Source organism: Chitinophaga sancti (genome assembly GCF_034087045.1).
Taxonomy (GTDB): domain Bacteria; phylum Bacteroidota; class Bacteroidia; order Chitinophagales; family Chitinophagaceae; genus Chitinophaga; species Chitinophaga sancti_B.
The window spans coordinates 4,945,442-4,970,139 of record NZ_CP139247.1; the positions used below are offsets into that span (position 1 = coordinate 4,945,442).

Sequence of the window (24,698 nt, forward strand, 5' to 3'; positions counted from 1 at the left end):
CGCCGAAGGTTTTAACATTGTTCTTATTACCCCCAAAATTGTTTGTTATGGCACTTGTAAAAGACAACATACTCCTTCAACTTGTCAGAGGTACCCTCGGCGATCAGATCACGATTTACGAACGGAATGGCCAGATTATAATGGCAAAAAAACGTGGCCCGTCAAAGAATAAGCCGACAACCAAACAGCTGGAAGCCCGGTATAAAATGAAAGTAGCTGCGGCTTATGCAAAATTGATCTTGCAGGATCCTGCGCTAAAGGCTTATTATAAGTCACTGGCGGGTCCTGGTCAGAATGCTTATAATATGGCAGTAAAAGATGCATATAAGTCTCCCGAAGTGCAGCAGATACAGTTCGAAGACACAACGGTGGTCGTGACGGCAAAAGATGAATTTAGGGTAGCAGCAGTGGAAATTCGCATAGAAGATGCGTCAGGTAGTATACTGGAACGTGGCAATGCGGTATTAGGGCGAAATGGTGTGGATTGGTATTATAAGGGGAAAGAATTACCAGCAGGGGGGAAGGTGATAGTAGTGGCGGTCGATCTGCCAGGGAATGAGACGGTGAGGGTGGTGAGATTGGAATAGAAAAGTATTACTTATTCTCAGGGCGTAAAATTCTTTCTTTGTTCCCGATATTAACGCCAATTATTTTTACTGCCTGACAAGTAATAGCGGATGCTTTGTCGTTCGTATAGGCTACCCCTATAGCTACAAATAACGGTTGATCATTGTTTATTTCAATATAAACAGGTCCTGCCTGCAGATCGCTCCTCGCGAACCACGCTGTGCTTCCGCATACTGAAGTGGAGGTATAAGATGCAAGATCTATTCCCACACCCAACAATATAATTTTACAATAAGCAGTATGCACCGGCCACCTGATCCCGGCACATGGAATTGTGAGCGTGATCTTATTCTCAATGCCTGTTATTATTCCGGCAGGAATGTAATTCGATACCTGGTGATCCGGGTCGAACTCATATCCCTCAAAAACCTTTAAATTTTCAATGAGTATTTGCCGCTCGCCTGTTTTGTGGAAGGTGTCTGCATGAATGACATGATGTAGTATAAACTTCGCGAGCCGGTGAAAACGACTGCGATCTGGCTTCATCAAAGCAGCGCAAACCCTGATCAGTTTTGCTGCACGGATGGCGGTTGTAAATTCTGGATTCAGTGTTCTTTTGGGGATTTTCTTTTGGAACTTTTTATTATGAAGATGCAACAATAATTTACTCTTTGCCGGCATAATTAATTTAAATTTTGAGTAGTCCAAAATGGCCATGGGAGCGGCATTATTTCTATATTTGTTTTACCCAAAACAATTATAAACAAAATAAATTTCAGCGTATTGAGCAATGAAAAACGGGACGAAATTGACAGTTTTGAGAAATTTACTGTCAATGGCGAGTATGCATATTTATTTCATGAGTTGATAAGAGCAAAGGCGCTCATGTGGATGATAGATGAATCATTATCTACTGCTTACAGATTATTGAATAAGGCGAAAGTTTCGCTGGATAAACCTTTGACCTATAAATTGACGCTGGGGGAATTTTGCGGTTATTATCGCGATCAGCGGCCAGAGTGGCTAGCGTATCGGTTTTGGAGGTATATGGAAGGTGGAAAGTAAAATCCTTTTTTTAGATGATGGATGATTTTCTTTTTGTTAAACAATCAAATGGGCTTTTCACGAGAGTGGATAGTCAGGGTATTGTGCTGGTGGAGGCATGTGGAGGATGTTCTAAGATCGTTACCACTGGTAGTCATTACCTGGTGAATAGCACGCTGGGGGAACTGGAAGGGATATTGCCTGAGGCACATTTTTGTAGGGTCAACAGATCTTGTTTGGTGGGGATGGGCCATATTAGTGGGTTTACGGTGGAGTCGATTTTTATTTTGGATAAGGAGGTGGCTTTGACGAAGGCGTATGCGGAGAAGTTTTTTGAGCGGGTGAAGGTCGTGTTTTGATTGGTTCATGGCAATTTTGTGAGGAGGACGATGGCGAGGTTGTTTGTGATAGATTGGCTAAAAACCTTTCGTGAACGTAGTGAAGGCTTTTAAAGTATTCATCCCCACCCTCATCACCCTCTTTTCGATTCCTCAATCCCCACTTTTCGATTCCCCAACAGATTTTCTTATTTCGCACCCATTTCTTCCCGATCATTGCTCCAGGAATACAGGCCGTGCCGGGGATAAAAGAGAGGCACCTTTTATCCCACTGTATCCCATCTTTTTCACCCCTTAAAACAAATATCATGGCAAAATCAGCAGCAATGATCTGGAAATCCGCTTCCGGAACCGTAGGGAAAGAACTTACCATTACCACCAAAAGATCCGGTACTGTCCTGATAGGCAAACACCGCAAGGCAAGTTCTGTAGATCCTACGGAAGATCAACTCAAAGTGCAGCAGAGATTTAAACAGGGTACTATCTATGCAAAAGCGGTGATGCAGAACCCTGATCTGAAAGCACAATACCAGGCAGCGGCAAAAAATGACCAATCTGCCTATAACGTGGCCTTACGGGATGCTTTCAAAGCCCCTGAGATCAATGATGTCACCACAGCCGGTTATACCGGTGCTATTGGTACTACCATCACCGTTAGGGCTACCGATGATTTCAAAGTAGCCGGTGTGAGAGTGAAAATCACCAATGCAGCGGGTGTATTGCTCGAACAGGGAGATGCTATACTGTTGGAGAATGGGCTGGACTGGTTATACACCGCTACCGTGTTGAATGATGCGGTGCAGGGTAGTATGATCACCGTGAGTGCAAAGGATCTGCCTGGGAATGAAACGGTGAAGGAAATAGTGCTGTAATCTTAATGAGGCTATTGGATGTTAAGCGGCCAATTGCATTTTAAACCGTCAATTACATTTTAAAACCGCAATTGCATTTTAAAAATCCAATTGCTCCTTCAGACAATCCAATGTCCTCTTTAGAATACCTGGCTGTTTTTAAAAAGCTTCTGCTTTTTTTCTTAATCCCATGTTGCTCCCGATTATTCGGGAGCAACTTTTTTTTGTAAATATCGTAGTGTCTCTTGTGATACTATCCAGTACTGTATTGGTTTTCACGTCATGGTGTCACTTGTGATACCCCTGCTCGTTGCAGTGATGCCCCGGTACTTTGCCCTATGATCAAATTCAATACTCACATGAATCAATTATCTACCTTCGAACACCTGGTGAACGCCACTGGTCAAGCGGATTTTCCTGCCATCCTGCATGAAGAAAAAAACAGGATTATCGCCGAATGGCAGCATACTCTTTATGCAGATGATAACGGATTGAAACAACGCATCCAGCTATATCAAAACAAACTTTTATTCCTGTTGGCAACCATTACGAACCAGTTTCCTCCTGAATTGTTTACCACAGAGCAATCAGACCATCAGCTAGTGCAGCTTTCCTTCACCTTGTATGATCTGTTGTTATACCTTGAAGAGAACTATCTGGCCTACCTGGATCTTAGTTATAACATTTCCCGGCTTCACCTGCTCACAGCCCGCGAGGAATTAGCCAGGGAAACCCTGCTCCTGAACCGGATACTGCCAGGCACTGATGTAATGAATATTGTACACTCTTCTATTAAAGAAACCCTGCGATCGGATCATGTCACTTTCCGGCAGCTTTATTATACCAGGGAGTTGAGCAAATGCCTGCGAAACCTACAGCCAGACAGTCTCCCCGAAGATGTAGACGCCCTGTTGCTTTATATGAATTTTAATGATAGCATGTACCTGAAATATAAACTACAGTTGTTATCAGTAGAGATCAATTCGCATCCGACAACTCATCAACAACTTACACAAACAAAATGGTTGTTGAAAATGAATAACCAGCAGCAGGAACAGTACGGTTATGCATACAATATTGATCAACTATCACTAAAAGACCAGATCAGTGACTGGCTAATGCATGAAAGTGAATTCCTGGAATATAAAATCAAGATCGATGAAACAATGCCCTCACAAGAGGTGGCCCGGTGGCACAATTTTAAAGTGAAAGTAGATCTGTCTGTCAATGAATTGGCCTTCCTGTTACGGCTAATGATCGAACATGGATTGATCCTGAATAACAATAAAAGCGAAGTGGCGGAGTTTTTTGCCAGGTATTTTGCTACGAATAATCAACCGGCTATTTCAGCAGATAGTCTTCGGAGAAAAATGTATGATTATTCTGCAGCCAGTATAGAAACGGTAAAGCAATTACTACTTGACCTGTTTCATACGAGTAAACGTATCAATGCTGATTAAAAGCGCGCACTTTTTTTATTTAATAACACTTTTACAATCAATTAGTCGCAAGCCTGTTTGTCACCCCTGTCACTAGTCTGGCATCGTTTATTGAACTTCATTTGCATCATCAACAAAACAAAAATTCGCTATGATTTCAAATTTACCTTCCGATGAATTTCATCATTTCAAAATAGGTGTGCTGGCTGAAAAGCAGTTGAATATAATGCCCCCGGAACAGGATATTACGGCGGAAGCAGGTGAGATCAACTACATACGCCATATGAATGCTTTCTATGCAAGGTTAAAGAATGAGCGCCGGTTAAAAGCACATCATATCAGTTTGTATTTGTCGCTCTTTATGGCCTGGAACAAACATCGTTTCCGGGATATTTTCCCGGTATTTCGCGAGCAGGTGATGGCGACCAGTGGAATAGGATCTACCAAGACGTATACGCATGCCCTGAAATGGTTGCATGAATGTGGATATATCATCTATCGTCCCTCCGGGAAAATATATGTTCCCTGCCACATCAGTATCATTTCTTATACCGGGAGCCGATCGGGTGGTAGCAAATATGCTACTGATGGTAGTAGATATGCTACTGATGCAGGTAGCAATAATGCTACTGGTACGGATAGCAAATATGCCACTGATATCGGTAGTAAATATGCTACTGATGCAGGGCCCAAAAATGGTACCGTCTCAGTAGCAAATTTGCTACACAATTTTAATAATAAACAAATAAACAGGGGAAATGAGTGTAAACAGGCACTCCCATCCCCCCAATTAATTATTCATGAAAAAGAAATTCCAACAATGGAAGCGGCCACGCATTGGTTTGCGCAAAAAGGTCAAACGGCCCAGGAAGCCCGCAAATTTTTCTACCATTACGATGCGATTAACTGGCGGTTAGGCTCGCTTCCGATAGCGAATTGGAAATCGCTCGCCTCGAAATGGATCGAGAGTATCAGAATAACCAGGAATGAAAAACCAGGAAAGTTGCATGTCGACAAAAACAAATTATATAGCGAGCCCCTATGATTATCATTTCATGCAGCAGCATGTGTCCAAAACAGGGAAAGATCTTTTCGGCCGCGATTTTGTAATCGATGATGTTGATAAACCAGTGATCAACAGGTTATTATCTTATTTCCTGAAAGATAAGAGAGTGGCGGAATCGGAAGGGATCAACCTGGACAAAGGCATACTTCTCGTTGGTCCGGTAGGGTGTGGTAAAACATCTATCCTGAAGATCATGAGCAATTTTTGCGCTTCGGCGGAAAAACCTGTTTTTCGTGCGTGCAGCGACGTGGTATTTGATTTTAACACGAAGGGATATGAGGGTATTGAACCATACACCAGGGGCGCGTTTTGGTCATACTCTTCTCAGCCACTCGTGCATTGCTTTGACGACCTCGGATCGGAACCCACAGGGAATTACTATGGAAATAATACCAATGTCATCGCAGAGATCTTATTGTCACGGTACAACTATTTTATTTCCAGGAAAATGATCACGCATATTACGACGAACCTGAATAGTGATGAGCTGGAAGCAATATATGGAAATCGCATTCGTAGTCGTATGCGCGAAATGTTTAACCTGGTTGTTTATAGCAATTTGTCAACAGATAAACGGAAGTAATCATGTTCTTAGTAAAAATAAATAATCAATTGGATGGGTCGCGGGTATTGGAAATTTGTGGGCAGGCATTTACAGCGCAGGCGGATGATTATTCCATAGATAGGGCCATTGAACTGGCGGGCTGTTGGGAACCTTACCAGGTCACGTATGCAAGAGTGGTGCATTTGAGAAATTGGATCAGGGAGAATGAGGAATACCAGGTGTCTTTGATGGATATATATGATATGGTAGGGTGTAAGCGATTTGTAGATAAAGTGATCAATGCTGCCTTCACTGACTTAGGTGGGCGGTACCGGGAAGGGTTTCTTGCAAGTATGAGGGAGAATGAGCGGATTTTTTTTGAAGAAGATTTTATGGATACAGCTTGAGGGATCGGAAAATGTAGGTATGAAAAGGGTCTGGTAGTCTTGCCGGGCCTGTATTTAAAAGATATTAAGAGTTATTAGGGTTAACATAGAGTAAGTATGAGTAAGGCCTGGTAGTCTTGCCGGGCCTGTATTTAAAAGATATTTATTTGGATGTTTATGCAATATCAGCTACTACCGGGCAGATTGATATCTCGAAGTCTACGCATACGGTTGTGGATATGCAGGCAGTATTGCCATTGAGGTCATGGACGCATCTTGTATTCCAGGGATCGAGCCTGAATCAGGATAATCTGTCTGTGTATGTAAATGGGAAGCTTTGCCCGGCTGCGGGTGCAGATGCACCGAATGGGACATGTGGATGGGAGCTTTCGAATGGTGTTTACCCGGAGAATCTTGCATATCTGAAACAGATCAGGTATTATAATCGTGAACTTACCACAGCTGAGATAGCTGCAAATGCGGCGGAGGCTTGTATGTCGCTTGCATCGGATTATTATGATGCGCTGAGTGAGTCGTTGATTTATAGGGGTAGGTTTAATGTACCGGCGGAAGGCTCGGCAGGGACGATAGATGGAGGGACTACGGAATCGCAGTATAGCGCGGTGTATCCGAGTCATGGAATGGCAAGTTCTTATGCATTTCAGTCATTGAATTCTATAAGTGTGCAGAATACCCCAGATGGAGGGGTTAGTAAATCCTGGTATGATAGAAAAGGTAATTTAGTGGTTACACAAAATGCACAGCAGGCCACTTTCAATAAATTTACATATACACTTTTTGATGGACAAAATAGGGTAGTGGAAGTAGGAGAAAAATCAGGAGCTAGCCTGGCTGCAACTGATAGATATATTAGTGATGATAATTTAATTACTTTCCAAAATAGAGGAACAAATTCACAAATTACTCATAGCTATTTTGATGTTCCATATTTAGATAATGGGTTTACGTATAATCAAAACAACCTACGTAAGCGAGTAGCGGCATTAACGTATCGGGAAAATCAAACTGATGATGTAGAAGAGGTTACTTATTATAGTTATGATCAATTGGGGAATGCAGGAACGATTTGGCAACAAATCAAGGGGCTTGAAATTAAGCAAATAGAATATCAGTATGATTTTGCCACATCAAAGGTTAATAAGCTACGATACCAATATCTGGATAATAAAACAGACAAGTTCTGGTATGGTTATCAATATGATGCTGATAATAGGGTTGTAAAGGCAACAACAGGGATAAACTCTTTTTCTTCTGATGGATGGGATATTGAAAATCCCAAAACAGATGCTACTTATCATTATTATTTACATGGTTTATTAGCAAGGGAAGAACTTGGGAATGATCCGTTAGTGCAGGGTAATGATTATATCTATACACTTCAAAAATGGCCAAAGGCTGCGAATGGACAATATTTATCGCCAGATTACGATTTTGGTCAGGATGGTAAACAGGGTACATCACGTTCTGTAATTGGGCCGGATGTATATGGGTATTCTTTGGATTATTATAAGGGAGATTACAAACCAATTGATAATACTAAAGCATTGCCTTTAAGCTGGACTGCAAACTCAACATCAGAGGTAGGAAGTGATCTTTATAATGGTAATATAAGCCGCAGCACAGTAGCACTTAGTCAATTTAATAATACAGTTGGGTATTCATACCGCTATGACCAATTAAATAGACTTAAAGGCATGAGGCAACATGCACTTAGTTTAGGCGCAAATGACTGGAGTGCCAGCACTGCAGGTAGTGCATTCAAAGAAGATGTAACATATGATGGGAATGGAAATATTCTGACATACTTGCGAAATGGAAGTGGAGCTGGAGGAAAGGCAGTTGCAATGGACAATCTTACTTATGGGTATTCAAAGGATAACTCTGGGAATTTGGTCAATAACAAGCTTTTGCAGGTGAAAGATGCAGTAAGCTCTGGAGAATATACTGAAGATTTGAAATCACAGAATGATAATAATTATCAGTATGACAACATTGGCAACTTAACCGCAGATGTGCAGGCTGGGATTAGTAATATAGAATGGACGGTTTATGGTAAAATTAAGAGTATTATTAAGACAGATGGAAGCGCTATGGAATACCGTTATGATGCCCTGGGAAATAGAGTTTATAAAGGATATACACATAATGGCATAACAGAAAAGACATGGTATGTTCGGGATGCGATAGGGAATGTTTTAGCTGTGTATGGAAATAAGGATGGAGATGGTAATATTTATTGGAAAGAGCAGCATTTATATGGAAGTAATAGATTAGGTGTTTGGGAGCCGGATATGCTCGTTTCAAGTGGAAATGAAAGTAGTATTTGGGATTTATCAGGTAATAAGCATTTTGAATTAGCGAATCATTTAGGGAATGTTTTGGCTACTATAACGGATAACCTTTCTGTAGACAATAAGGCAATCGTGAATAGTGCTCAGGATTATTATCCATTTGGAATGATGCAGCCAGACAGGCATTATGATGATAATAGTTATAGATATGGTTTCAATGGAAAAGAAAACGATATTGAGTTTGGTTTGCAGGATTATGGTATGAGGATTTACAATCCCTCATTAGGTAAATTCTTAAGTGTGGATCCATTGAGTCCAAAATATCCGGAATTAACTCCATATCAATTTGCCAGTAATAGACCTATTGAAGGGATTGATCAGGATGGGATGGAAGTTGCTTATTACGATCCCCAAAATAAGTTTTACTACATGGCTTCAGATGCTATTAGGCATCCTCTTCCTAAAGGTATTGTTCTGCCTTCAAATGGTGCTGCTGCCTATGCTGGTCAAAATGGGTTTAATACAATGGTTGCAATGGGAGGTGTTGTCCTTATAGTGGTGGCGCCTGAAATAATAATGCTGGGAGGTAGAGCGTATCAGACTATAGTAATAACAGTTTCCCAACCGCAAAATCAAATCCTGATTGCACAGACGGGAACATTTGTTGCAGGGTTATTAAATCCTGGTCCTGAGGATATTGATCCAAATAGTGAAATGGATGAGTTGGGCAGGTATGTGAGAGGAATTGTGGGTAAGTTAGGTAAAAATGCAGTAGGATTTTTGCGGATGATGCAAAAGGAGGGGTTCTGTTTCACTGGGAATACGCAGGTTTTAACCAAGGATGGATTTAAAAATATAGAAAACATTGAAGTTGGAGATTCAGTATATTCATGTAGTGTTTTAAAAATTGACTCGTCTGGGAACTATAAGAATAAAGTTGAGTTACAGAGGGTATCTAATATTTTTAAGCATGCAATAAATAAATTAGTTCAAATCAGTTTAGATGGATCAGACATTATTTCTACGCTAACCCATCCGTATTTTGCGAATGGCTTATGGACAAAAGCAGGAGAGTTAAAAATTGGAGATTCTTTATATGATGCAAATGGGCATATTAAGAGAATTATCGGTGTCAGGAATATTGACACATCTTATATTAATGTATTTAACTTTGAAGTAGAATCAAATCATAATTATTATGTAAGTTCCGAAAAAGTACTTGTGCATAATAATTGTGCCCCAGTATGGATCAGTGAACAATATGGTAAACATATACTATGGAGTTTTAAAAATAAATTATTGAGCAAAATGTCTTGGAAAGATGTTATTAAGTGGACTAAAGATAATGAGGCGATTTACAAGAGTGCCGTAAAGGAAGAGGTGAGGACGCTGGAAATGACTGCTATAAGTGAAGGTCTTGAAGTGCCTATAGGCAAAGGTGTGAAATATTTTATTTATGATGCTGGAAAAGTAATTGGGGCTTCGGAAGGAAAAGAAACTCAATATTTGAGAGTTGAGTTGGCGAGTGATGGGAGTGTTCATGGTCATCCAATTACAGATGTTGATTATAGAAAATATTTGAAAAAAATAAAAAATTGAATACTTCATCCCATATTCGATTGATTAATATTGAGTGGGATGAGAATTAAATAAGTTTGAATTATGGAATATTTTGGTATTGAAGTACATGGTGCTTATTGTTTTACTCCTTTTCCATTAGAAGAAAATGAACCATTGGAGGACCAATGGTTTTTTCTAGGGTCAGATGTAGGAACTCTTAGATATGAATTTAGGGGTTATTGCTTTGATCTTACAACTACATGGTATGGTGATAAGGAAGATATATTACATGAGAAAAACGTTTTTGTTATAAGAGTCATTGAAGGGCCAAGAACTTTAGGAAAAACTTTTTTTAATAAGAATTCTAAATCTGATTTAAAAGAGCTTAAGTTGTTGATGAAAGAAGGAATAGATTTTATTGAAAGTATAAAAAAAATGTCTGATGATGAAATATCCACGCTTCCAGGATACCCACGTGATGCAAACTGGGATGACAGCCATTTGTGCGATTAAAATAAGAATATAGGCTATTAAAAAGTTCTTCTGTTTTTTATACTAGCTGAGCATCCTGGGTTTCGCCCATTTATTGCAGTAAGGAAAATAAATAAAATGAATTTTATGAAATATTTTGGGGTTGAGGTCTATGATGCAAAGTTTATTTCTCCATTTGTTTTAGATGAAAATCAATCTCTCGAATCTCAGGATTTTCTGTTAGATAGTGAGATTGGAGGTTTGGATTTTCTTTTTAGACAATATGAGTTTTTCCTCACTATTGCCTGGTATGGAGACAAAGATGATCTGTTTAATGAGAATAATGTGTTTGTAATTAGGATCTATGAGCCAGTTAATTTTGAAGGGCGTAAAACTTTTTTCAAAAAGACAGCCAGAACTGATTTTGGAGAACTTAAAAAACTACTACATGAAGCTGTTGAATTTATGGAGAAAATGAAGACAATTAGTGATAAAGATATCCAGGAATTTCCAGATTTGAATTATTGGAGTATACTGTGAATGTTTTAAGAATGTAGTATCATACCAATAAGAAGAGGTTGCGTCTAAATATATGATGCAACCTCTTCTTATTGATTCTGATTAACCCAATTAGGTGTTTTAGGATATAGCATTATTAAAAGGGGAGCGTAATTTTTTTTTGTGTAAACTCCTTCCCATTGTTTGAAACCCAGCCGGATGTGGAAGGCGGAATGTCCCGGCAGCAGGGTCTTCCATCGTTTGGGTGCCTATTGAGTTAATTCACCACCATAGACCATAGACCATTAACACATGAAAATTTACACTCCCCATCCACTTATTGCCAACACGATATTAGTAGTTACTTTTTTATTTTGTCTGTTGAAATTTTATTGCCCATTCGTTCATTTGTTCAAGCAGGGGTTTCATTGTTAACCCGCCTGGTGTCAAACTATATTCAACTGTTATTGGAACAGTATTAAATGTTTGTCGGTTTACAATTCCTGCGGCTTCTAAATCTTTCAATTCTTTGATGAGCATTTTAGCCGAAATACCGGCTATTTCCCGTTCCAATTCCTTAAACCGCTTTTTACCAAAATACAGTATGGAAAGAATGTGCAATTTCCATTTTCCACCCAAAACCTGCAAGATGAATTGCAATGATTCAACATTGTTCACACATTTTTCCATGTTTATTTTCGTTTTATTTACCTGATTTCTAATAACAGTAACTTTTTAGTTATTAGTATACTTTATTGTAACTGCTTGCAAAAGTATACTATTGGGTTTACATTTACAATTCAAAACGGAAAATTATGTTGAAAGGAAGAACAATTTTAATTACTGGCGGTGGGTCGGGAATTGGCGAAGCACTTACTAACAAGTTGTCAAACGACAACAGAATTATCATTTGCGGAAGGAATGAGGATAAACTGAAAAAGGTTGTTGCTGCAAATACGAATGTGTCATACTATGTAGCTGATGTTTCTGTCGCCAACGAAATTGATGAACTTTTTAAAAGAATAAAAGCAGACGGAATTGTTTTAGATGTTTTGTTCAATAACGCAGGTGTCGTTGAGCAATGGGATATTACAAAATCGGCCTTATCATCTGCTCAGATTTTTGAAAAGATAAATACAAACTTGTCTGGTGCTATTGCTGTTACGCAACAATTTGTAGGTCAGGCAAACAAGTCAGTAAGCAACGTAATTGTAAATATTACTTCTTCTATTGCGATTTTCCCTTTTCCTGTTTTAGGTTTGTATTCTACGTCTAAATCAGGTTTTAGCATATTTACAAAAATGATAAGACAACAACTGGAAGGTACAAATTTCAAAGTTGTTGAAATTCTTCCGTCCCAGGTTGAAACTGAAATGCCTAAACAATTAGGATTTACGTCAAGAGGTGTGAATGTTCAGGATTTTGCAAACAAAACGATTAACGCAATTAACAAAGGTAAAACAGAATACTCACCTGACCCGAATGTTCCTATGCTTAAATTATTCAATAGACTTTTACCGAAAAGTAGCGTGTTGAATATGGCTGATAAAATCAGTAAAAAAATATTGAAAGTTCAGTAGCTTTTTTCGGATGTCAATGACTTGAAATGTATATTCCTCAGCCATACCTGGTAACGTGCTGGATAGCCACATCTACAGGCACGGATTCAGGTGTAAATTTCTCAGCATGTTGTAGCACTTCCGCAACTGCACATCCTTTAACTGATCTCAATTCCTTGCAGAATCAGCATTTTTGAAAAAATATGACATGAATAATATTTGAGAATTGGTAAAAAGGAATATTTATTTACTGGAATAATAACCTTAGGTTCCTGTTTAAAAGGCTGGGGATGTTGTTGGTTTTTAATACTTTCCTCAAAGGATAAACTTTTATCTCGCTCCGTAGGAAAATAATGTAGGACGAAGTAGACTGATTTTTAGTTGGGCGGCTATGCACACTGTACTTCCCATTGCAGTAAAATACCGTTATTTCAATCATTATTAACCTTTCGAAAAAAGCCTATGTTTAACCCATTAGTCATTCCATACTTGGTGACGACCGATTGCATATGCAGCCGTGGCCGAGTATACCGAAGACCCGAAGATGCAATCGCCTCGTATTGTTAGTAATCCATTTATTAACGATGTATCGCATCTTCCATGAACACTTACTTTAATTTATACATACAACTTCCTGCCTTCTGGAAACTACGAATGGCAGACAAAAACATCAAACCTCATCATGTAATATTGTACCTCAACCTTTTGTTGAAATGGCATGAACAGCATGACAACCCCGTTCTCCACATCAAGTCATATGAAATGATGGATGAAACTAATCTTGGTTCCCGGAGAACGTATTTCCGTTATATGAGAGAACTCCTTGAATGGGGTTACATCAATGGATACCGCAAAGGAACCAACGGAGCGATAGTAGAGATGAAATTCCTACACCTGCCTGCTGACGAACAGATTGTATCCTAACCCCGTACAAAGAGTTAGTAGCAGGACATGAGGATGTTGAAGTGTATGATAACGTCTAAAGTCCAAGGTTGCTTCCAGGTGGTTCTGGAAGCAACCTTTTGTTTTATGGGGCATAACAGATTAAATGGTCCATAGCACATTAAATGTTGGGAGGGGAAAAATTAAATAAAATTTACTATTTTGTTATGTAATGTTCGATTATGAAAAACTTGTCTCAACGTCTCTTATCTATCGATGCCTTCCGCGCCATCACCATGCTGGCCATGATCTTCGTCAACGATGTCAGTGGAGTATCTAACATCCCTGCCTGGATAGAACATACCAAAGCAGCAGATGATGGAATGGGGTTTGCCGATACCGTATTCCCTGCCTTTTTATTTATTGTCGGGTTGTCCATCCCATTTGCCATTGGCAAACGAATTGCAAAGCAGGAGTCATTTATCAAAACAGAAACACATATTTTAACCCGCTCACTGGCACTGATCGTAATGGGATTTTTTCATGTGAACCTGGAAAGTTATAATAGCGACGCGGCCATCCTGCCGTATGCAATATGGGAGATATTGATCACGGTTGGATTCTTTTTGATCTGGTTGGATTATAAGAAGAAACAATACCTCTTGCAGGGATCAGGAATTGTATTACTCATAGCCATGGCTGCCTTGTACAAAGGGGACGGCGGTCAATGGATGCGGCCATCCTGGTGGGGAATACTAGGTATTATAGGCTGGGCTTACCTGGTGAGTGCAACAGTTTTTTTATTGGTGAAGGGGAAATTTCCTGCATTAATAATATTGTTGGCCGTTTTTTCAGGGATCAATTTTGCAAAGCATAGTGGGGTGTTATTAGTGGATATTCCTGTAATAGGAGACGCGTCTTCTATTACATTGATCATGGCCGGTGTGGTCATTTCCAGCATCCCTAAAAAATCAATTGCCCTGTTAATAGGAATAGGTGTAGCTGCTATAGCGATTGGTTTGATCGTACGACCTTATACAGAAGGAATTTCAAAAATCAGGTCTACACCTTCATGGGTATTGATATGTGCAGGTATCAGCACGGTTGTATTCGCCATCATGATCTGGGTAGTAGATCTGAAAGGTAAGATGCACTGGTTTTCATTTATCAAACCTGCAGGGACCAGTACATTGACCTGTTATCTCATTCCATACCTGTTATATTCACTGATGTTATTGGTACATTTTCAATTTCCTGCATTCTTAAGTAATGGACCAGGTGGGATTGTAAGAAGTATTGCCATCGCCTTTATGGTGATCTGGATAGTGGGTAGAATGGAAAAGGTCCATCTCCGGCTTAAGATCTAAACTGGTCCCTGGAGCGATACTTAAAATATAACCTTCGGTGAAGTGAATACATCATCCTTATTTTCCTGTGGCCGGTGACAATTCGTGCACTCATTTGAAAACGTCGCATTCCTGCCATAGGGTTTCAGATCGGCACCTTTCCACCTGGCCCATCCCCGGCCTAATGTAAAAACGAAACCCCTGATCCGGACAGATCAGGGGTTGGTATAGACTTTATTGAATCTTAAAAATTATAAAGTGGATGCAGAAAAACTCCCATTGCAATCATCCTGCAATATTTTATTCCGCCTTCAAACTATGCACCGGGTTGGCCAGTGCCGCCTTTATCACCCTGAAACTAATCGTCAGCAAAGTAATCCCAATCGCCACCAGCGCGGCTATCACAAACACCGTCCAGCCAATATTTGTACGGTATGAGAAGTCCTGCAACCAGCGGTTCATCAGCACATAAGAAAGCGGTGTTGCAATCAGTATCGCCACAATCACCAACCTTAAAAACTCTTTTGACAACAGGGCCACAATACCTGAAATACTAGCTCCCAATACCTTGCGGATACCAATTTCCTTAGACCGCTGTTCCGCCGCATAAGTCACTAAACCAAATACGCCCATGGCCGCAATAATGATTGCCAGTACCGCAAAGATGGTGAATACCTGGCCGGTACGCTCTTCCGCTTTATACATGTGATCAAAGTCATCATCCATAAAGGTATACCTGAATGGTTGCCCTGACATATCCTGCTGGTGCTGGTATTTTTCTTTGATCTGTGCTACCACTCCGGTAAGGTCATTACTCTTAATACGTACTGCCATATATTGACGATACTCACCCAATCTGAAAATCAATGGCGGAATTTTGCTCTTCATAGTACCAGCATTGAAATCCTTTACTATGCCGATCACATGGAATTGACCTCCATTATACAAATACCGGTCTTTGAGATCTTCATATCCCAATACCTTCGCTGCCGTTTCATTCAGCAACACCGCATTGGTATCACTCGGCATCTGTGGTGAGAAATTTCTTCCACCTACTACCTGCATATCCATGGTCGGAATATAATCAGCATCCACCATCCACTCCACCAGCGCCATTAACTTGCCATCCCCCGCCATCGGCGTTTTGGAATAAGAATTGGTATTTCTGTATTCAGATGTAGGCAGTGAGCTGGTAATGGTTGCATTCACCACCCCCGGAACCTGTTTTACCTCCTGCTGAAAACTCTTTGCATGGTTCCAGAGTGCGCCGATATTCTGTAATACCAGCACCTGCTCCCTGTTATAACCGGTATTGCTGTTGCGGATAAACTGCAATTGTTTGAAAATAACCAGTGTACCTACCAGCATTAATATGGTGGCGGTAAACTGAAATACCACCAGGCCATTACGCAGCCAGCTACCTTTCATCCCTTTGGAGTACTTGCCTTTCAACACTTTCACAGGTTCAAAAGAAGAGAGGACGAAAGCAGGATAACTCCCCGCCAGTAATCCCACCACCAGGCAGGTGACAATAAGCCCCGGCAATATCCAGGTGAGATAGGTCCAGTGTAGCGTGATGGATTTATCAGAAAGATTATTGAGATAAGGTAATAAAGACGCGGCGATGATCACGGCTATCAACAAAGCAAAAAACGCTGTTAAGACAGACTCGCTGATAAACTGGAAAACCAGGTGACGTTTCTCAGAACCTAATACCTTGCGTACCCCAACTTCACGTGCCCTGCCTGCAGAACGGGCCGTACTCAGGTTCATAAAGTTCACACAGGCGATGAGTAAAATCAATACACCCGTAATGATAAAGATGTACACATAGGTGATGTTACCGCCTGGTTCCGCTTCGTCATTATTCGTAGAGCGGAGGTGAATATCTTTCAGCGCAATGGCATTGTAACGGAAGTAACCACCATGTTTTTCCAGCTGGGCGAAATTTTCCCCGAGGTAACTCATAAGACCTGGCTCCATATATCGCTTAGTGCCTTCATTGATGATCTGTTGTACCCGGGATGCAGACACCCCCGGTTTTGCCAGTATATAGGTCGTATAACTATTGCTGAGCCATTTGTCCATCATATCATCTGTCCGGTGACCCATAGAACGGATCATATCGAAATGAAGATGAGACTGGGTAGGGGTATTCCGGATCACCCCGGTAATAGTATAAAAGGTCGTATTATCCATTTTAAGGGTCTTTCCCAGTACATCGGTACTTTGGAAGTACTTGCGTGCCATCCGCTCGGAGATAACGAGCGTATTGGGCTGAGAGAGGGCTGTAGCCGGATCGCCCACGATGAATGGCAGGGAAAAGATCTTAAAAACGCCCGGATCTGCAAAGCTGGTATTTTCCTCGATGGCCGTTTCTTCGCCCTCTGCTTTTTTAACCAGTGCCTTACCCTGGTTGTCAAACCGCACAAATTCTTCGATCTGTGGAAAATCCCTTTTCAGGGAAGGTCCAAATGCTGCAGGCGTATTTCTTTCATGAAAGATAGTGCCATTGATCAGGAAGTCCGCATCCAGTCGATAGATCCGGTCTGCCTTTGCATTGAATTTATCATAGCTCAGTTCATCCGTTACGAAGAGGGTGATGAGCAGACAGGTAGCGAGTCCGATAGCCAGGCCAAAAATGGTGATGGCAGAAAAGCCTTTATGCTTCCATAGGTTCCGGAGGGCGATCTTTAAATAATTCTTAAGCATGCAGATCTTTATTTGTCATGGTGGCGTACTAAGAAAATGCCAAAATTAATGTATGCTGTAAATCAATACTTTGTAATTAAAATTCGGTCGTAAGTGTCCGCTTTTGGTACGAATGATGTACGGTTTTGATTATCTTCCCACCCGAAATTTAAATTATGATACTGGATACACTAGCACAATACTCAAGGTATGCGTTTTTAGGGCCAAAGTTCGCCCGTGCGTTTGAATATTTACTCTCCACTGATTTCAGTAAAGTAGAAAAAGGGAAGTACGAGATAGAAGGGAAAGACATTTTTGCGATAGTGAATGAATATGACACGGTGGATGCAGCGGGGGAACAGATGGAATCGCATAGAAAGTATATCGATATTCAATACATAGTAAAAGGGGAGGAGCTGGTAGGCCATGATTTTATGCAGCGTCATCAGCCTTCAAAGGCGTATGATCCGGAGGCGGATTATATGTTGTTTGCAGAAAAACCGATGTTCTTTTCTGTATTGAAAGAGGGCATGTTTGCTATATTCTTCCCCACCGACCTGCATATGCCGAATATAAAGATTGACCAGCCGGTAGCGGTGAAGAAGGTAGTGATAAAAATTAGTGTGGATGCCCGATAGCTGATAGGTTTGATTTAACAAGGCGCCTGGTCAGCTTATCAGTTTTATCCAATCAGGCTTTTTTACGGTTTGATTGAACCTGGCAGCTTTGCCAGCTCACTGGTATGGTCTAAAGCTGCCGGACTCGTGCCACCCAGGTGCCCGGGAATTACATACCGGGCACCTGGAAATGCCTTTTTTACCCGCTCAATACTCGCCGGCCATGCCGCCAGGTTCGCTTCTCCTGTATAACCCGCATCTTTTGCTTCCAGGCTTTTTACAAAGCAACCGCCATAAAGTACTTTGTCCTGCCCAAACCAGATGACGATATTATCTTTAGTGTGCCCTTCTCCGGGGTAAAAGGTCTGGAATGTATACCCCCCGATATGGAAGGTCGTATCCTTTTTGAAAGTATAGGCAGCCTTTGGTTCTTTATATTCCCTGCAAAGATCGTAGGTTAACTGAGTAGAGTAGGTCTTAATCCCCATCCTTTTGTACACATCAAAACCACCTGCACGATCCCCGTGATGATGGGTGGCAATCACCATTAATACAGGCAGGTGATGCCTGCGAAGAATGCTGTCGCTGAGCGGCCTTATCCGGGTCGTATCCCAGGGTGTATCAATAATGACGGCACCTTTGCCGGTTAGCAGGTACATACCGGTAGCCGGGTACTGTGCACCGTCGTTTTCATGCCAGGTAACATAGGTGTACAGGTGGCCGCTGAGGTGTTGGATCTGAAGCCCTTTTTGGGCGAACACATAACACGGAAAAATACAGTAGAGTAGTAGGTGGAATGATCTTTTCATGTACTGTAAATGTAGTTTATTTACATGTTAACTTCTCATTAACTCGTTCATGATAATAGATAGTCTACTTTTAACACCTGTAGTATCAATAATTCATTTGTCATGGATAAACAAGCTATCTCAGAACTTGCTGCCGGTGCTGTCAATGCCCTTAGTGCTAATCTGAAAGTAGGTGGCGCAATAGAAACTCCTTTGTCAAGATGGATTAGTAGCAGACTTTCTGCAACGATTATAGCCGCGCTTCGAAAATCTCCGACTGACCAGACCGTACAGGAAGGTGCAGAACAGGAATTGGTCGCCTTGTTAACAGCGCAGCCTGCATTAATTCAACAACTCTCTGGCCTGATGCGGATGTCGCACAATGGAATTGTGTTGCCGCAGGATGGCAAAATCTAATTTTCTTATCTAACAGCACAAGATGTCGATACCTTCTCTTATAACCACTGCCCCTACTGAAAATTTATTCGAAGGAAGGAGGACTGACCTGGATGCGATCAATACTTTTGCGGGTATTTCGAACCGGGTGGTCTGTATCAGTGGTTTGGCGGGTATCGGGAAAACGGCTTTACTGAAGCAGTTTTTTAATTCGGCTATCCGTCGGCTCAACCTGATGGGGCAGCCGTATTATCAGCATGCACTGTGGCTGGAAAATGATTTCAAAGTACTGATGGATACCTGGCAGTTGACCAGTGTTCACGATGTGTTGCTGAAGCTGGTGAATATGGGTGGCGATAAGTTGTTGTGTATGGACAATGCACCTGCAGATCCTTCACTACTGGCTTACCTGGCGGAGCATAAATGGACGGTGATCGTTACCTCGCGGGAGCGTATAAAGGAAACCATTCCGTATGAGCTGCAGGAAGTGAATATTGATGATGCTATCCGGATATTTGCTTTGTATAATGGGTTGGATCCTGACTCATTGAATATTTATGAGACGGAGATGATCAGTGATATTGTATGCCGGTTATTGCAACATACGCTGGCGTTGGAGATTACAGGTAAGTGTTCAGGAGAGAAGGGGTGGAGCTTACAGGAAATTAACCAGGTATTAAAAGACAATGGGTTGAATATACCCCGACTGGCGGATATTAGCCGGCAGTTGACAGATACTAAAGTAAAGGCTATGTTTGCCCAACTGGCAGCAGTTTTCCCCGTAGGAGCAGAAATGGCTTTTTGAGCCGGATAATTTTGTTTGAGTAACTGGTCAGATAATACAGGATTGATACGCTTTTGGGGTAATACCTTCCAACTGTTTGAACACCCTTACGAAATAATTTACATCACTGAATCCACATTGTTTACTGACAGTATTTACATTTTGCGAGGGCTGCGACAGTAGTTGTTTTGCCAGTTTCACTCTTTCCCTGGTTATATATTCCAATGGCGTAATACCAAATTGTTCCCGGAACCATTTAAAAAAGAGATTTCTGCTCAGGTAAGCTTTACGACTCAGGGCATCAACGGCGATTTTTTCTGTAAGGTGTTCCTGTATATAATGAAGTACATATTGCATCCTGTTCTGATTATTCGAACTGTGAAGCGACGCATGCGATTGTTCCAGGTGCTGACTTTGAATCAACCGGATCAGCAATTCTTTCAGGTACAGGTCTGCGTAAATGTTTTTGGCCTTGTCACCACTACTGCATACGTTAATGAGTTTATTGATCAGCGCTGTGATATCGTCATCGTTTTCGAAGTGGTATTTATTAAAAGTGAGTTGCCAGTTGGTTTTATCGTCTCCTATATTGTAATAAGAGTGAAGATATTCAATGGTGTCCCTGAGGTATGCGTCGGCTACAGCGAGTGCAATGCATTGAGTAGGATTGTCCAGGCTCGCTTCAGGAAAGTCGATGATCATGGTTTCGTTGGGCGGTACGATCACGGTTTCGCCCGGAAGGTAGTGAAACGAGGGACGGTCCATCAGGTGCATCACTTTGTGACCGCGCACCATAGAGGTAATAACGAGGTCGTGGAAGGTGAGGGGCACATGTTGAGCCTGCTCATAACTTTCGAAAATGTTTAGCTCACAATTTTTAAGATTAAAGATCCTTCTGTTTTCTACCAAAGTATGGAGCTCGCGCGACGAGGAAAGTGCAACGTGGTTTAAATGATTTTTAACCTGCATGATAAAATCATTTTTGTTAGTACTATAAGTAAGGTAAGCTATTTTTTCTGGAAGAATATGTTAAAGCTTTTGCCGGATTGGTTTACTCCGATAGTTAGTCTTTTTAATATTCTTTTTAGTATCCTTTTTAATAAAGTACAATCGTGCTATAAATAAGTACAAAAATCTCCCCCTGTCAATCCCATATGCCTGATATTAGCAATATTAATTCACGAAATAAATTCCACCGTATGAGCAACACAGTCGCCGTGGCTCCCACACCAAACGTGGCGGAACGCCCTGCTTTTAAATCGAAATACGATCATTTTATCAATGGAGAATGGGTTGCACCCTCGAGCGGAGAATACTTTGATAATATCTCTCCGATAGATGGCAAACCCTTTACCCAGGCGGCCCGTGGCAATGCCCAGGATATTGACAAAGCTATCGACGCCGCACATAAAGCATTCGAAACCTGGGGCAGAACAGCCGCAGCGTATCGCAGTAATTTATTACTTAAGATCGCCCAGATTGTCGAAGATAATCTCGACTACCTTGCTACCGTAGAAACCATTGACAATGGTAAACCTATCCGCGAAACCAAAGCTGCTGACCTGCCACTGGTGGTAGACCACTTCAGGTACTTTGCGGGGGTGATCAGGAGTGAAGAAGGCTCGCTCAGTGAACATGATGAAACTACGGTCAGTATCAACCTGCACGAACCAATCGGTGTAGTCGGACAAATTATCCCCTGGAATTTCCCGCTGCTGATGGCTGCCTGGAAAATAGCCCCCGCATTGGCTGCAGGTTGTTGTGTAGTGGTAAAACCAGCGGAACAGACACCCACCGGTATCATGGTCCTGATGGAATTAGTCGGCCATGTACTGCCAAAAGGAGTGTTGAATGTGGTAACCGGTTTTGGGGTAGAAGCAGGTAAACCACTGGCTTCCTCTCCAAAGATTAACAAGGTGGCCTTTACAGGAGAAACCACCACGGGTCGTCTGATCATGCAGTATGCATCAGAAAACCTGATTCCGGTAACGATGGAACTGGGGGGCAAGAGTCCGAACATCTTCTTTGAAAGCGTGATGGATGCAGATGATGAATTCCTGGACAAAGCTGTGGAAGGTGCGGTCATGTTTGCGCTGAACCAGGGCGAAGTATGTACCTGCCCCAGCCGTATCCTGGTGCATGAACATATTTACGATGCTTTTATAAAGAAAGTAGTAGAACGTACCAAGGCGATTAAGATGGGGAACCCGCTGGATCCGACCGTGATGATGGGTGCCCAGGCCAGTGAAGACCAGTATCAGAAGATCCTGAGCTACCTGGATATCGGCAAACAGGAAGGCGCGGAAGTGCTGGCAGGTGGAGACGCATATAAACAGAACGGTGGGCTGGAAAACGGCTATTACATTCAGCCTACTTTGCTGAAAGGAAATAATAAGATGCGCGTATTCCAGGAAGAGATCTTTGGACCGGTAAGTTGCATCACTACTTTCAAAACAACGGAGGAAGCGATTGCGATTGCCAATGATTCATTATACGGATTAGGTGCCGGTGTATGGACCCGCGATGCGCATGAGCTGTACCAGGTGCCAAGAGCAATACAGGCAGGCCGTGTTTGGGTGAATTGTTACCATGCTTACCCGGCGCATGCACCATTTGGTGGATACAAGAAATCTGGTTTTGGTCGTGAAACGCATAAGATGATGCTGAATCACTATCGTCAGACCAAAAATATGCTCATCTCTTATAGCAAGCAAAAACTAGGATTTTTTTAAATAGGGATCATGTGGACTGGGGGCTGCTGCCCGGATGGGAGCAGCCCTTCATCTTTTATCTGATTTTATAATGATAGCAAGAATTCTGGCCACACCGGCCGCAATAGAACTGATAGAGAAGCTTAGGCAACAGCATGGGCCGCTGATGTTTCATCAGAGTGGTGGGTGTTGTGACGGGTCTCAGCCTATGTGCTTTCCGGAGGGAGAGTTTAAGGTGGGACAGTCAGATATATTATTGGGGAACGTTGCCGGCTGTAATTTTTATATGGGTGCTGATCAGTTTGAATATTGGAAACATACCCAGCTCACATTGGATGTTATTGCAGGCAGGGGAAGTAGTTTTTCGCTGGAGATACCTTTGGGTGTGCGGTTTCATATACGGTCAAGGGTGTTTACAGAGCAGGAAATAAAGGCATTGGCTAACTGATTTCATTTTGCATTGTTCGTTTTATACAGCAATACGCCGGTGGCTGCCAGCAGGGTGAATCCGGCATTGAATGCGATGTGAGTCGGGTAAGACATTTTGCCTAATATTCCTCCACAGGAGCAGGGGATATTGGTATAAAAAAAATACAGCGTACTCAGGTACAAAGTGAACAATAACATGGTGAAGAAAGAGAGAAATAACCCTGATTGGCGCGTAGCAGCAAAACTCAGTAAGGCTACAATCAAAAACTCAACTCCTAATACCCCCGGACCTAATAATTGTTTGTCGTATTTTACCAGGAGGGGAGACTTGCTCATATCGGCTAAAAAGAGGCCGTAGTCCATTGCTTTTACAACAGCAGCGTACATAAATAGTAAGCCTAGTAAGCTTACGATGGTGGTGACAATGTATTCTTTTTTCATCTTTCAGACAATTTAAATCGTAAGATTGATCTCTCATAAGCAGCGATGAGGGTATCGCCACATTTAGCCATCTGCAACACTGGTTTATTCTGGAATCCCGGCAGGCGGAAGCTGCCTGTATACCTGCCGTCAGAAATATTGTAAACATCTACCGCAGGCCCCCTGTAACCACTTTTGATGGCATCCTGGGAGAGCACATAAGAGAGTACATACAAATGATCTGCATCAGCAGTAGCCGTAGAATTGATGATAATCGCTTTTGGAGAGCGGGAATAAATATTACCGGTGGGCACCGCGATATTGATGGGTGGTGATTGATCGATGGTCTGGAAAGATTGTGAAACACCTTTTGAAACATCATACTTTATAATCTCACTATTATAAAATGAAACATAAAACTGGTACCGGGCATCATTCACAAAGAAGCCATCGGCAGATAAACCACCATCTTCAAAGTGCGTGAATTCCCGGATAGTGCTATCCTTAAAATGTAGCTGAGTTCCTTTTCGTGTCAGGAAAGCAGCTGTGCCTGTACTGTCGGTAAGTTTGTTTGCCGGTTGATAGCGGGTAATATGTTCCTGTGTTTCATCAAACAAATAAAACGTTTTCCCATCTTCCGAAATTTCAATTCGCGTAACAATAGGTAATGGCTTTACTGCATCGTTAAAAAACGTATCCAGCTGATGACGTACCGTATTATACCTGAAAACGGATTTCTGGCTATATACATACCCGTAGATGTCATTGCCTGTAGCCCGCATAATACTTACCCTCCCAGGAAACGCAATGGTATCAATCGTTTCCAGCTGATAATGATCGTAGATCCTGCTTACACCTGCAACAATCCTATCGGGTTCAGCACCACGGACGAGTATATACATAATGATAAATGCACTGCAAAAGAGTGCGGATAGTATCCAAAGATTTCTTTTCATAAAATAAAACAGGTAGTAAGAGGGTGTTGCTCACACCCTCTTA

Annotated in this window: 27 protein-coding genes; 19 read left to right on the top strand and 8 right to left on the bottom strand. The window is 41.7% G+C overall.

What is annotated here, in order from left to right:
* The first annotated feature begins 47 nt into the window (after window positions 1-47).
* Window positions 48-587 (top strand): hypothetical protein, encoded by a 540-nt coding sequence (locus tag SIO70_RS20195; protein ID WP_320573744.1) that lies wholly within the window; start codon window positions 48-50, stop codon window positions 585-587.
* 7 nt (window positions 588-594) lie between these two features.
* On the opposite strand, the gene SIO70_RS20200 is transcribed toward SIO70_RS20195, so the two are convergent.
* On the bottom strand, window positions 595-1,248 hold the full coding sequence (locus tag SIO70_RS20200) for a hypothetical protein (RefSeq protein ID WP_320573745.1): 654 nt from the start codon (window positions 1,246-1,248) through the stop codon (window positions 595-597).
* A 102-nt stretch (window positions 1,249-1,350) separates the two neighbouring features.
* Between SIO70_RS20200 and SIO70_RS20205 the strand changes: the two genes are divergently transcribed.
* The 10 genes from SIO70_RS20205 to SIO70_RS20250 all read left to right on the top strand — a co-directional run bounded on the left by SIO70_RS20205 (window position 1,351) and on the right by SIO70_RS20250 (window position 11,118).
* Window positions 1,351-1,632, top strand: coding sequence for a hypothetical protein (locus tag SIO70_RS20205; RefSeq protein ID WP_320573748.1), 282 nt, complete (start codon window positions 1,351-1,353; stop codon window positions 1,630-1,632).
* 14 nt (window positions 1,633-1,646) lie between these two features.
* Window positions 1,647-1,970 carry a LytTR family DNA-binding domain-containing protein gene (locus SIO70_RS20210; protein ID WP_320573750.1) on the top strand — a complete coding sequence of 108 codons (324 nt, stop codon included), beginning with the start codon at window positions 1,647-1,649 and terminating at the stop codon, window positions 1,968-1,970.
* A 287-nt stretch (window positions 1,971-2,257) separates the two neighbouring features.
* The gene (locus SIO70_RS20215; protein ID WP_320573752.1) at window positions 2,258-2,821 is read left to right on the top strand and encodes a hypothetical protein; all 564 of its coding nucleotides are present in this window, start codon (window positions 2,258-2,260) and stop codon (window positions 2,819-2,821) included.
* Window positions 2,822-3,159: 338 nt separating this feature from the next.
* Entirely contained in the window at window positions 3,160-4,260 is a 1,101-nt protein-coding gene (locus SIO70_RS20220) for a hypothetical protein (protein WP_320573754.1), read from the top strand.
* Between the two features lie 130 nt (window positions 4,261-4,390).
* Entirely contained in the window at window positions 4,391-5,284 is an 894-nt protein-coding gene (locus SIO70_RS20225) for a hypothetical protein (protein ID WP_320573755.1), read from the top strand.
* Window positions 5,247-5,888, top strand: a complete 642-nt coding sequence (locus SIO70_RS20230) for a hypothetical protein (protein ID WP_320573757.1) — start codon at window positions 5,247-5,249, stop codon at window positions 5,886-5,888. The genes SIO70_RS20225 and SIO70_RS20230 overlap by 38 nt, the downstream gene beginning before the upstream one ends.
* 2 nt (window positions 5,889-5,890) lie before the next feature.
* On the top strand, window positions 5,891-6,256 hold the full coding sequence (locus SIO70_RS20235) for a hypothetical protein (RefSeq protein WP_320573759.1): 366 nt from the start codon (window positions 5,891-5,893) through the stop codon (window positions 6,254-6,256).
* Between the two features lie 146 nt (window positions 6,257-6,402).
* A complete protein-coding gene (locus SIO70_RS20240; protein WP_320573761.1) occupies window positions 6,403-10,146 on the top strand; it encodes a polymorphic toxin-type HINT domain-containing protein in 3,744 nt (1,247 codons plus the stop codon).
* 63 nt (window positions 10,147-10,209) lie between these two features.
* The gene (locus SIO70_RS20245; RefSeq protein WP_320573763.1) at window positions 10,210-10,620 is read left to right on the top strand and encodes a hypothetical protein; all 411 of its coding nucleotides are present in this window, start codon (window positions 10,210-10,212) and stop codon (window positions 10,618-10,620) included.
* 105 nt (window positions 10,621-10,725) lie between these two features.
* Window positions 10,726-11,118: a hypothetical protein gene (locus tag SIO70_RS20250; protein ID WP_320573764.1), complete on the top strand. Its 393-nt coding sequence runs from the start codon at window positions 10,726-10,728 to the stop codon at window positions 11,116-11,118.
* A gap of 327 nt (window positions 11,119-11,445) precedes the next feature.
* On the opposite strand, the gene SIO70_RS20255 is transcribed toward SIO70_RS20250, so the two are convergent.
* The gene (locus tag SIO70_RS20255; protein ID WP_320573766.1) at window positions 11,446-11,766 is read right to left on the bottom strand and encodes a helix-turn-helix domain-containing protein; all 321 of its coding nucleotides are present in this window, start codon (window positions 11,764-11,766) and stop codon (window positions 11,446-11,448) included.
* A gap of 125 nt (window positions 11,767-11,891) precedes the next feature.
* On the opposite strand from SIO70_RS20255, the gene SIO70_RS20260 reads away from it, so the two are divergent.
* The 3 genes from SIO70_RS20260 (at window position 11,892) to SIO70_RS20270 (ending at window position 14,884) form a co-directional block, all read left to right on the top strand.
* A complete protein-coding gene (locus SIO70_RS20260) occupies window positions 11,892-12,656 on the top strand; it encodes an SDR family NAD(P)-dependent oxidoreductase (protein ID WP_320573768.1) in 765 nt (254 codons plus the stop codon).
* A 579-nt stretch (window positions 12,657-13,235) separates the two neighbouring features.
* A complete protein-coding gene (locus SIO70_RS20265; RefSeq protein WP_320573770.1) occupies window positions 13,236-13,559 on the top strand; it encodes a hypothetical protein in 324 nt (107 codons plus the stop codon).
* A 200-nt stretch (window positions 13,560-13,759) separates the two neighbouring features.
* Entirely contained in the window at window positions 13,760-14,884 is a 1,125-nt protein-coding gene (locus tag SIO70_RS20270; RefSeq protein WP_320573772.1) for a DUF5009 domain-containing protein, read from the top strand.
* Window positions 14,885-14,904: 20 nt separating this feature from the next.
* On the opposite strand, the gene SIO70_RS33460 is transcribed toward SIO70_RS20270, so the two are convergent.
* Entirely contained in the window at window positions 14,905-15,069 is a 165-nt protein-coding gene (locus tag SIO70_RS33460) for a cytochrome P460 family protein (RefSeq protein ID WP_414017934.1), read from the bottom strand.
* A 94-nt stretch (window positions 15,070-15,163) separates the two neighbouring features.
* Window positions 15,164-17,575 carry an ABC transporter permease gene (locus SIO70_RS20275; RefSeq protein WP_320573774.1) on the bottom strand — a complete coding sequence of 804 codons (2,412 nt, stop codon included), beginning with the start codon at window positions 17,573-17,575 and terminating at the stop codon, window positions 15,164-15,166.
* 155 nt (window positions 17,576-17,730) lie between these two features.
* Here SIO70_RS20275 and SIO70_RS20280 point away from each other — a divergent pair, with 155 nt between their 5' ends.
* Window positions 17,731-18,192 (top strand): YhcH/YjgK/YiaL family protein, encoded by a 462-nt coding sequence (locus SIO70_RS20280; RefSeq protein WP_320573776.1) that lies wholly within the window; start codon window positions 17,731-17,733, stop codon window positions 18,190-18,192.
* 62 nt (window positions 18,193-18,254) lie between these two features.
* On the opposite strand, the gene bla is transcribed toward SIO70_RS20280, so the two are convergent.
* A complete protein-coding gene (gene bla, locus SIO70_RS20285; protein ID WP_320573778.1) occupies window positions 18,255-18,980 on the bottom strand; it encodes a subclass B1 metallo-beta-lactamase in 726 nt (241 codons plus the stop codon).
* A 102-nt stretch (window positions 18,981-19,082) separates the two neighbouring features.
* Here bla and SIO70_RS20290 point away from each other — a divergent pair, with 102 nt between their 5' ends.
* Both SIO70_RS20290 and SIO70_RS20295 read left to right on the top strand, forming a co-directional pair.
* Entirely contained in the window at window positions 19,083-19,376 is a 294-nt protein-coding gene (locus SIO70_RS20290) for a hypothetical protein (RefSeq protein WP_320573780.1), read from the top strand.
* Window positions 19,377-19,398: 22 nt separating this feature from the next.
* A complete protein-coding gene (locus SIO70_RS20295) occupies window positions 19,399-20,160 on the top strand; it encodes a hypothetical protein (protein WP_320573781.1) in 762 nt (253 codons plus the stop codon).
* Between the two features lie 27 nt (window positions 20,161-20,187).
* Here SIO70_RS20295 and SIO70_RS20300 read toward each other — a convergent pair whose 3' ends face one another.
* Entirely contained in the window at window positions 20,188-21,108 is a 921-nt protein-coding gene (locus tag SIO70_RS20300; RefSeq protein ID WP_320573783.1) for an AraC family transcriptional regulator, read from the bottom strand.
* Between the two features lie 230 nt (window positions 21,109-21,338).
* Between SIO70_RS20300 and SIO70_RS20305 the strand changes: the two genes are divergently transcribed.
* Both SIO70_RS20305 and SIO70_RS20310 read left to right on the top strand, forming a co-directional pair.
* Entirely contained in the window at window positions 21,339-22,871 is a 1,533-nt protein-coding gene (locus SIO70_RS20305) for an aldehyde dehydrogenase family protein (protein WP_320573785.1), read from the top strand.
* Between the two features lie 70 nt (window positions 22,872-22,941).
* Entirely contained in the window at window positions 22,942-23,298 is a 357-nt protein-coding gene (locus SIO70_RS20310) for a DUF779 domain-containing protein (RefSeq protein ID WP_320573787.1), read from the top strand.
* 2 nt (window positions 23,299-23,300) lie between these two features.
* Here the strand turns inward: SIO70_RS20310 and SIO70_RS20315 are convergent, their stop codons facing one another.
* Both SIO70_RS20315 and SIO70_RS20320 read right to left on the bottom strand, forming a co-directional pair.
* Entirely contained in the window at window positions 23,301-23,720 is a 420-nt protein-coding gene (locus tag SIO70_RS20315) for a MauE/DoxX family redox-associated membrane protein (protein WP_320573789.1), read from the bottom strand.
* Window positions 23,717-24,655: a hypothetical protein gene (locus SIO70_RS20320; protein WP_320573791.1), complete on the bottom strand. Its 939-nt coding sequence runs from the start codon at window positions 24,653-24,655 to the stop codon at window positions 23,717-23,719. The genes SIO70_RS20315 and SIO70_RS20320 overlap by 4 nt, the downstream gene beginning before the upstream one ends.
* Between the last annotated feature and the right edge of the window lie 43 nt (window positions 24,656-24,698).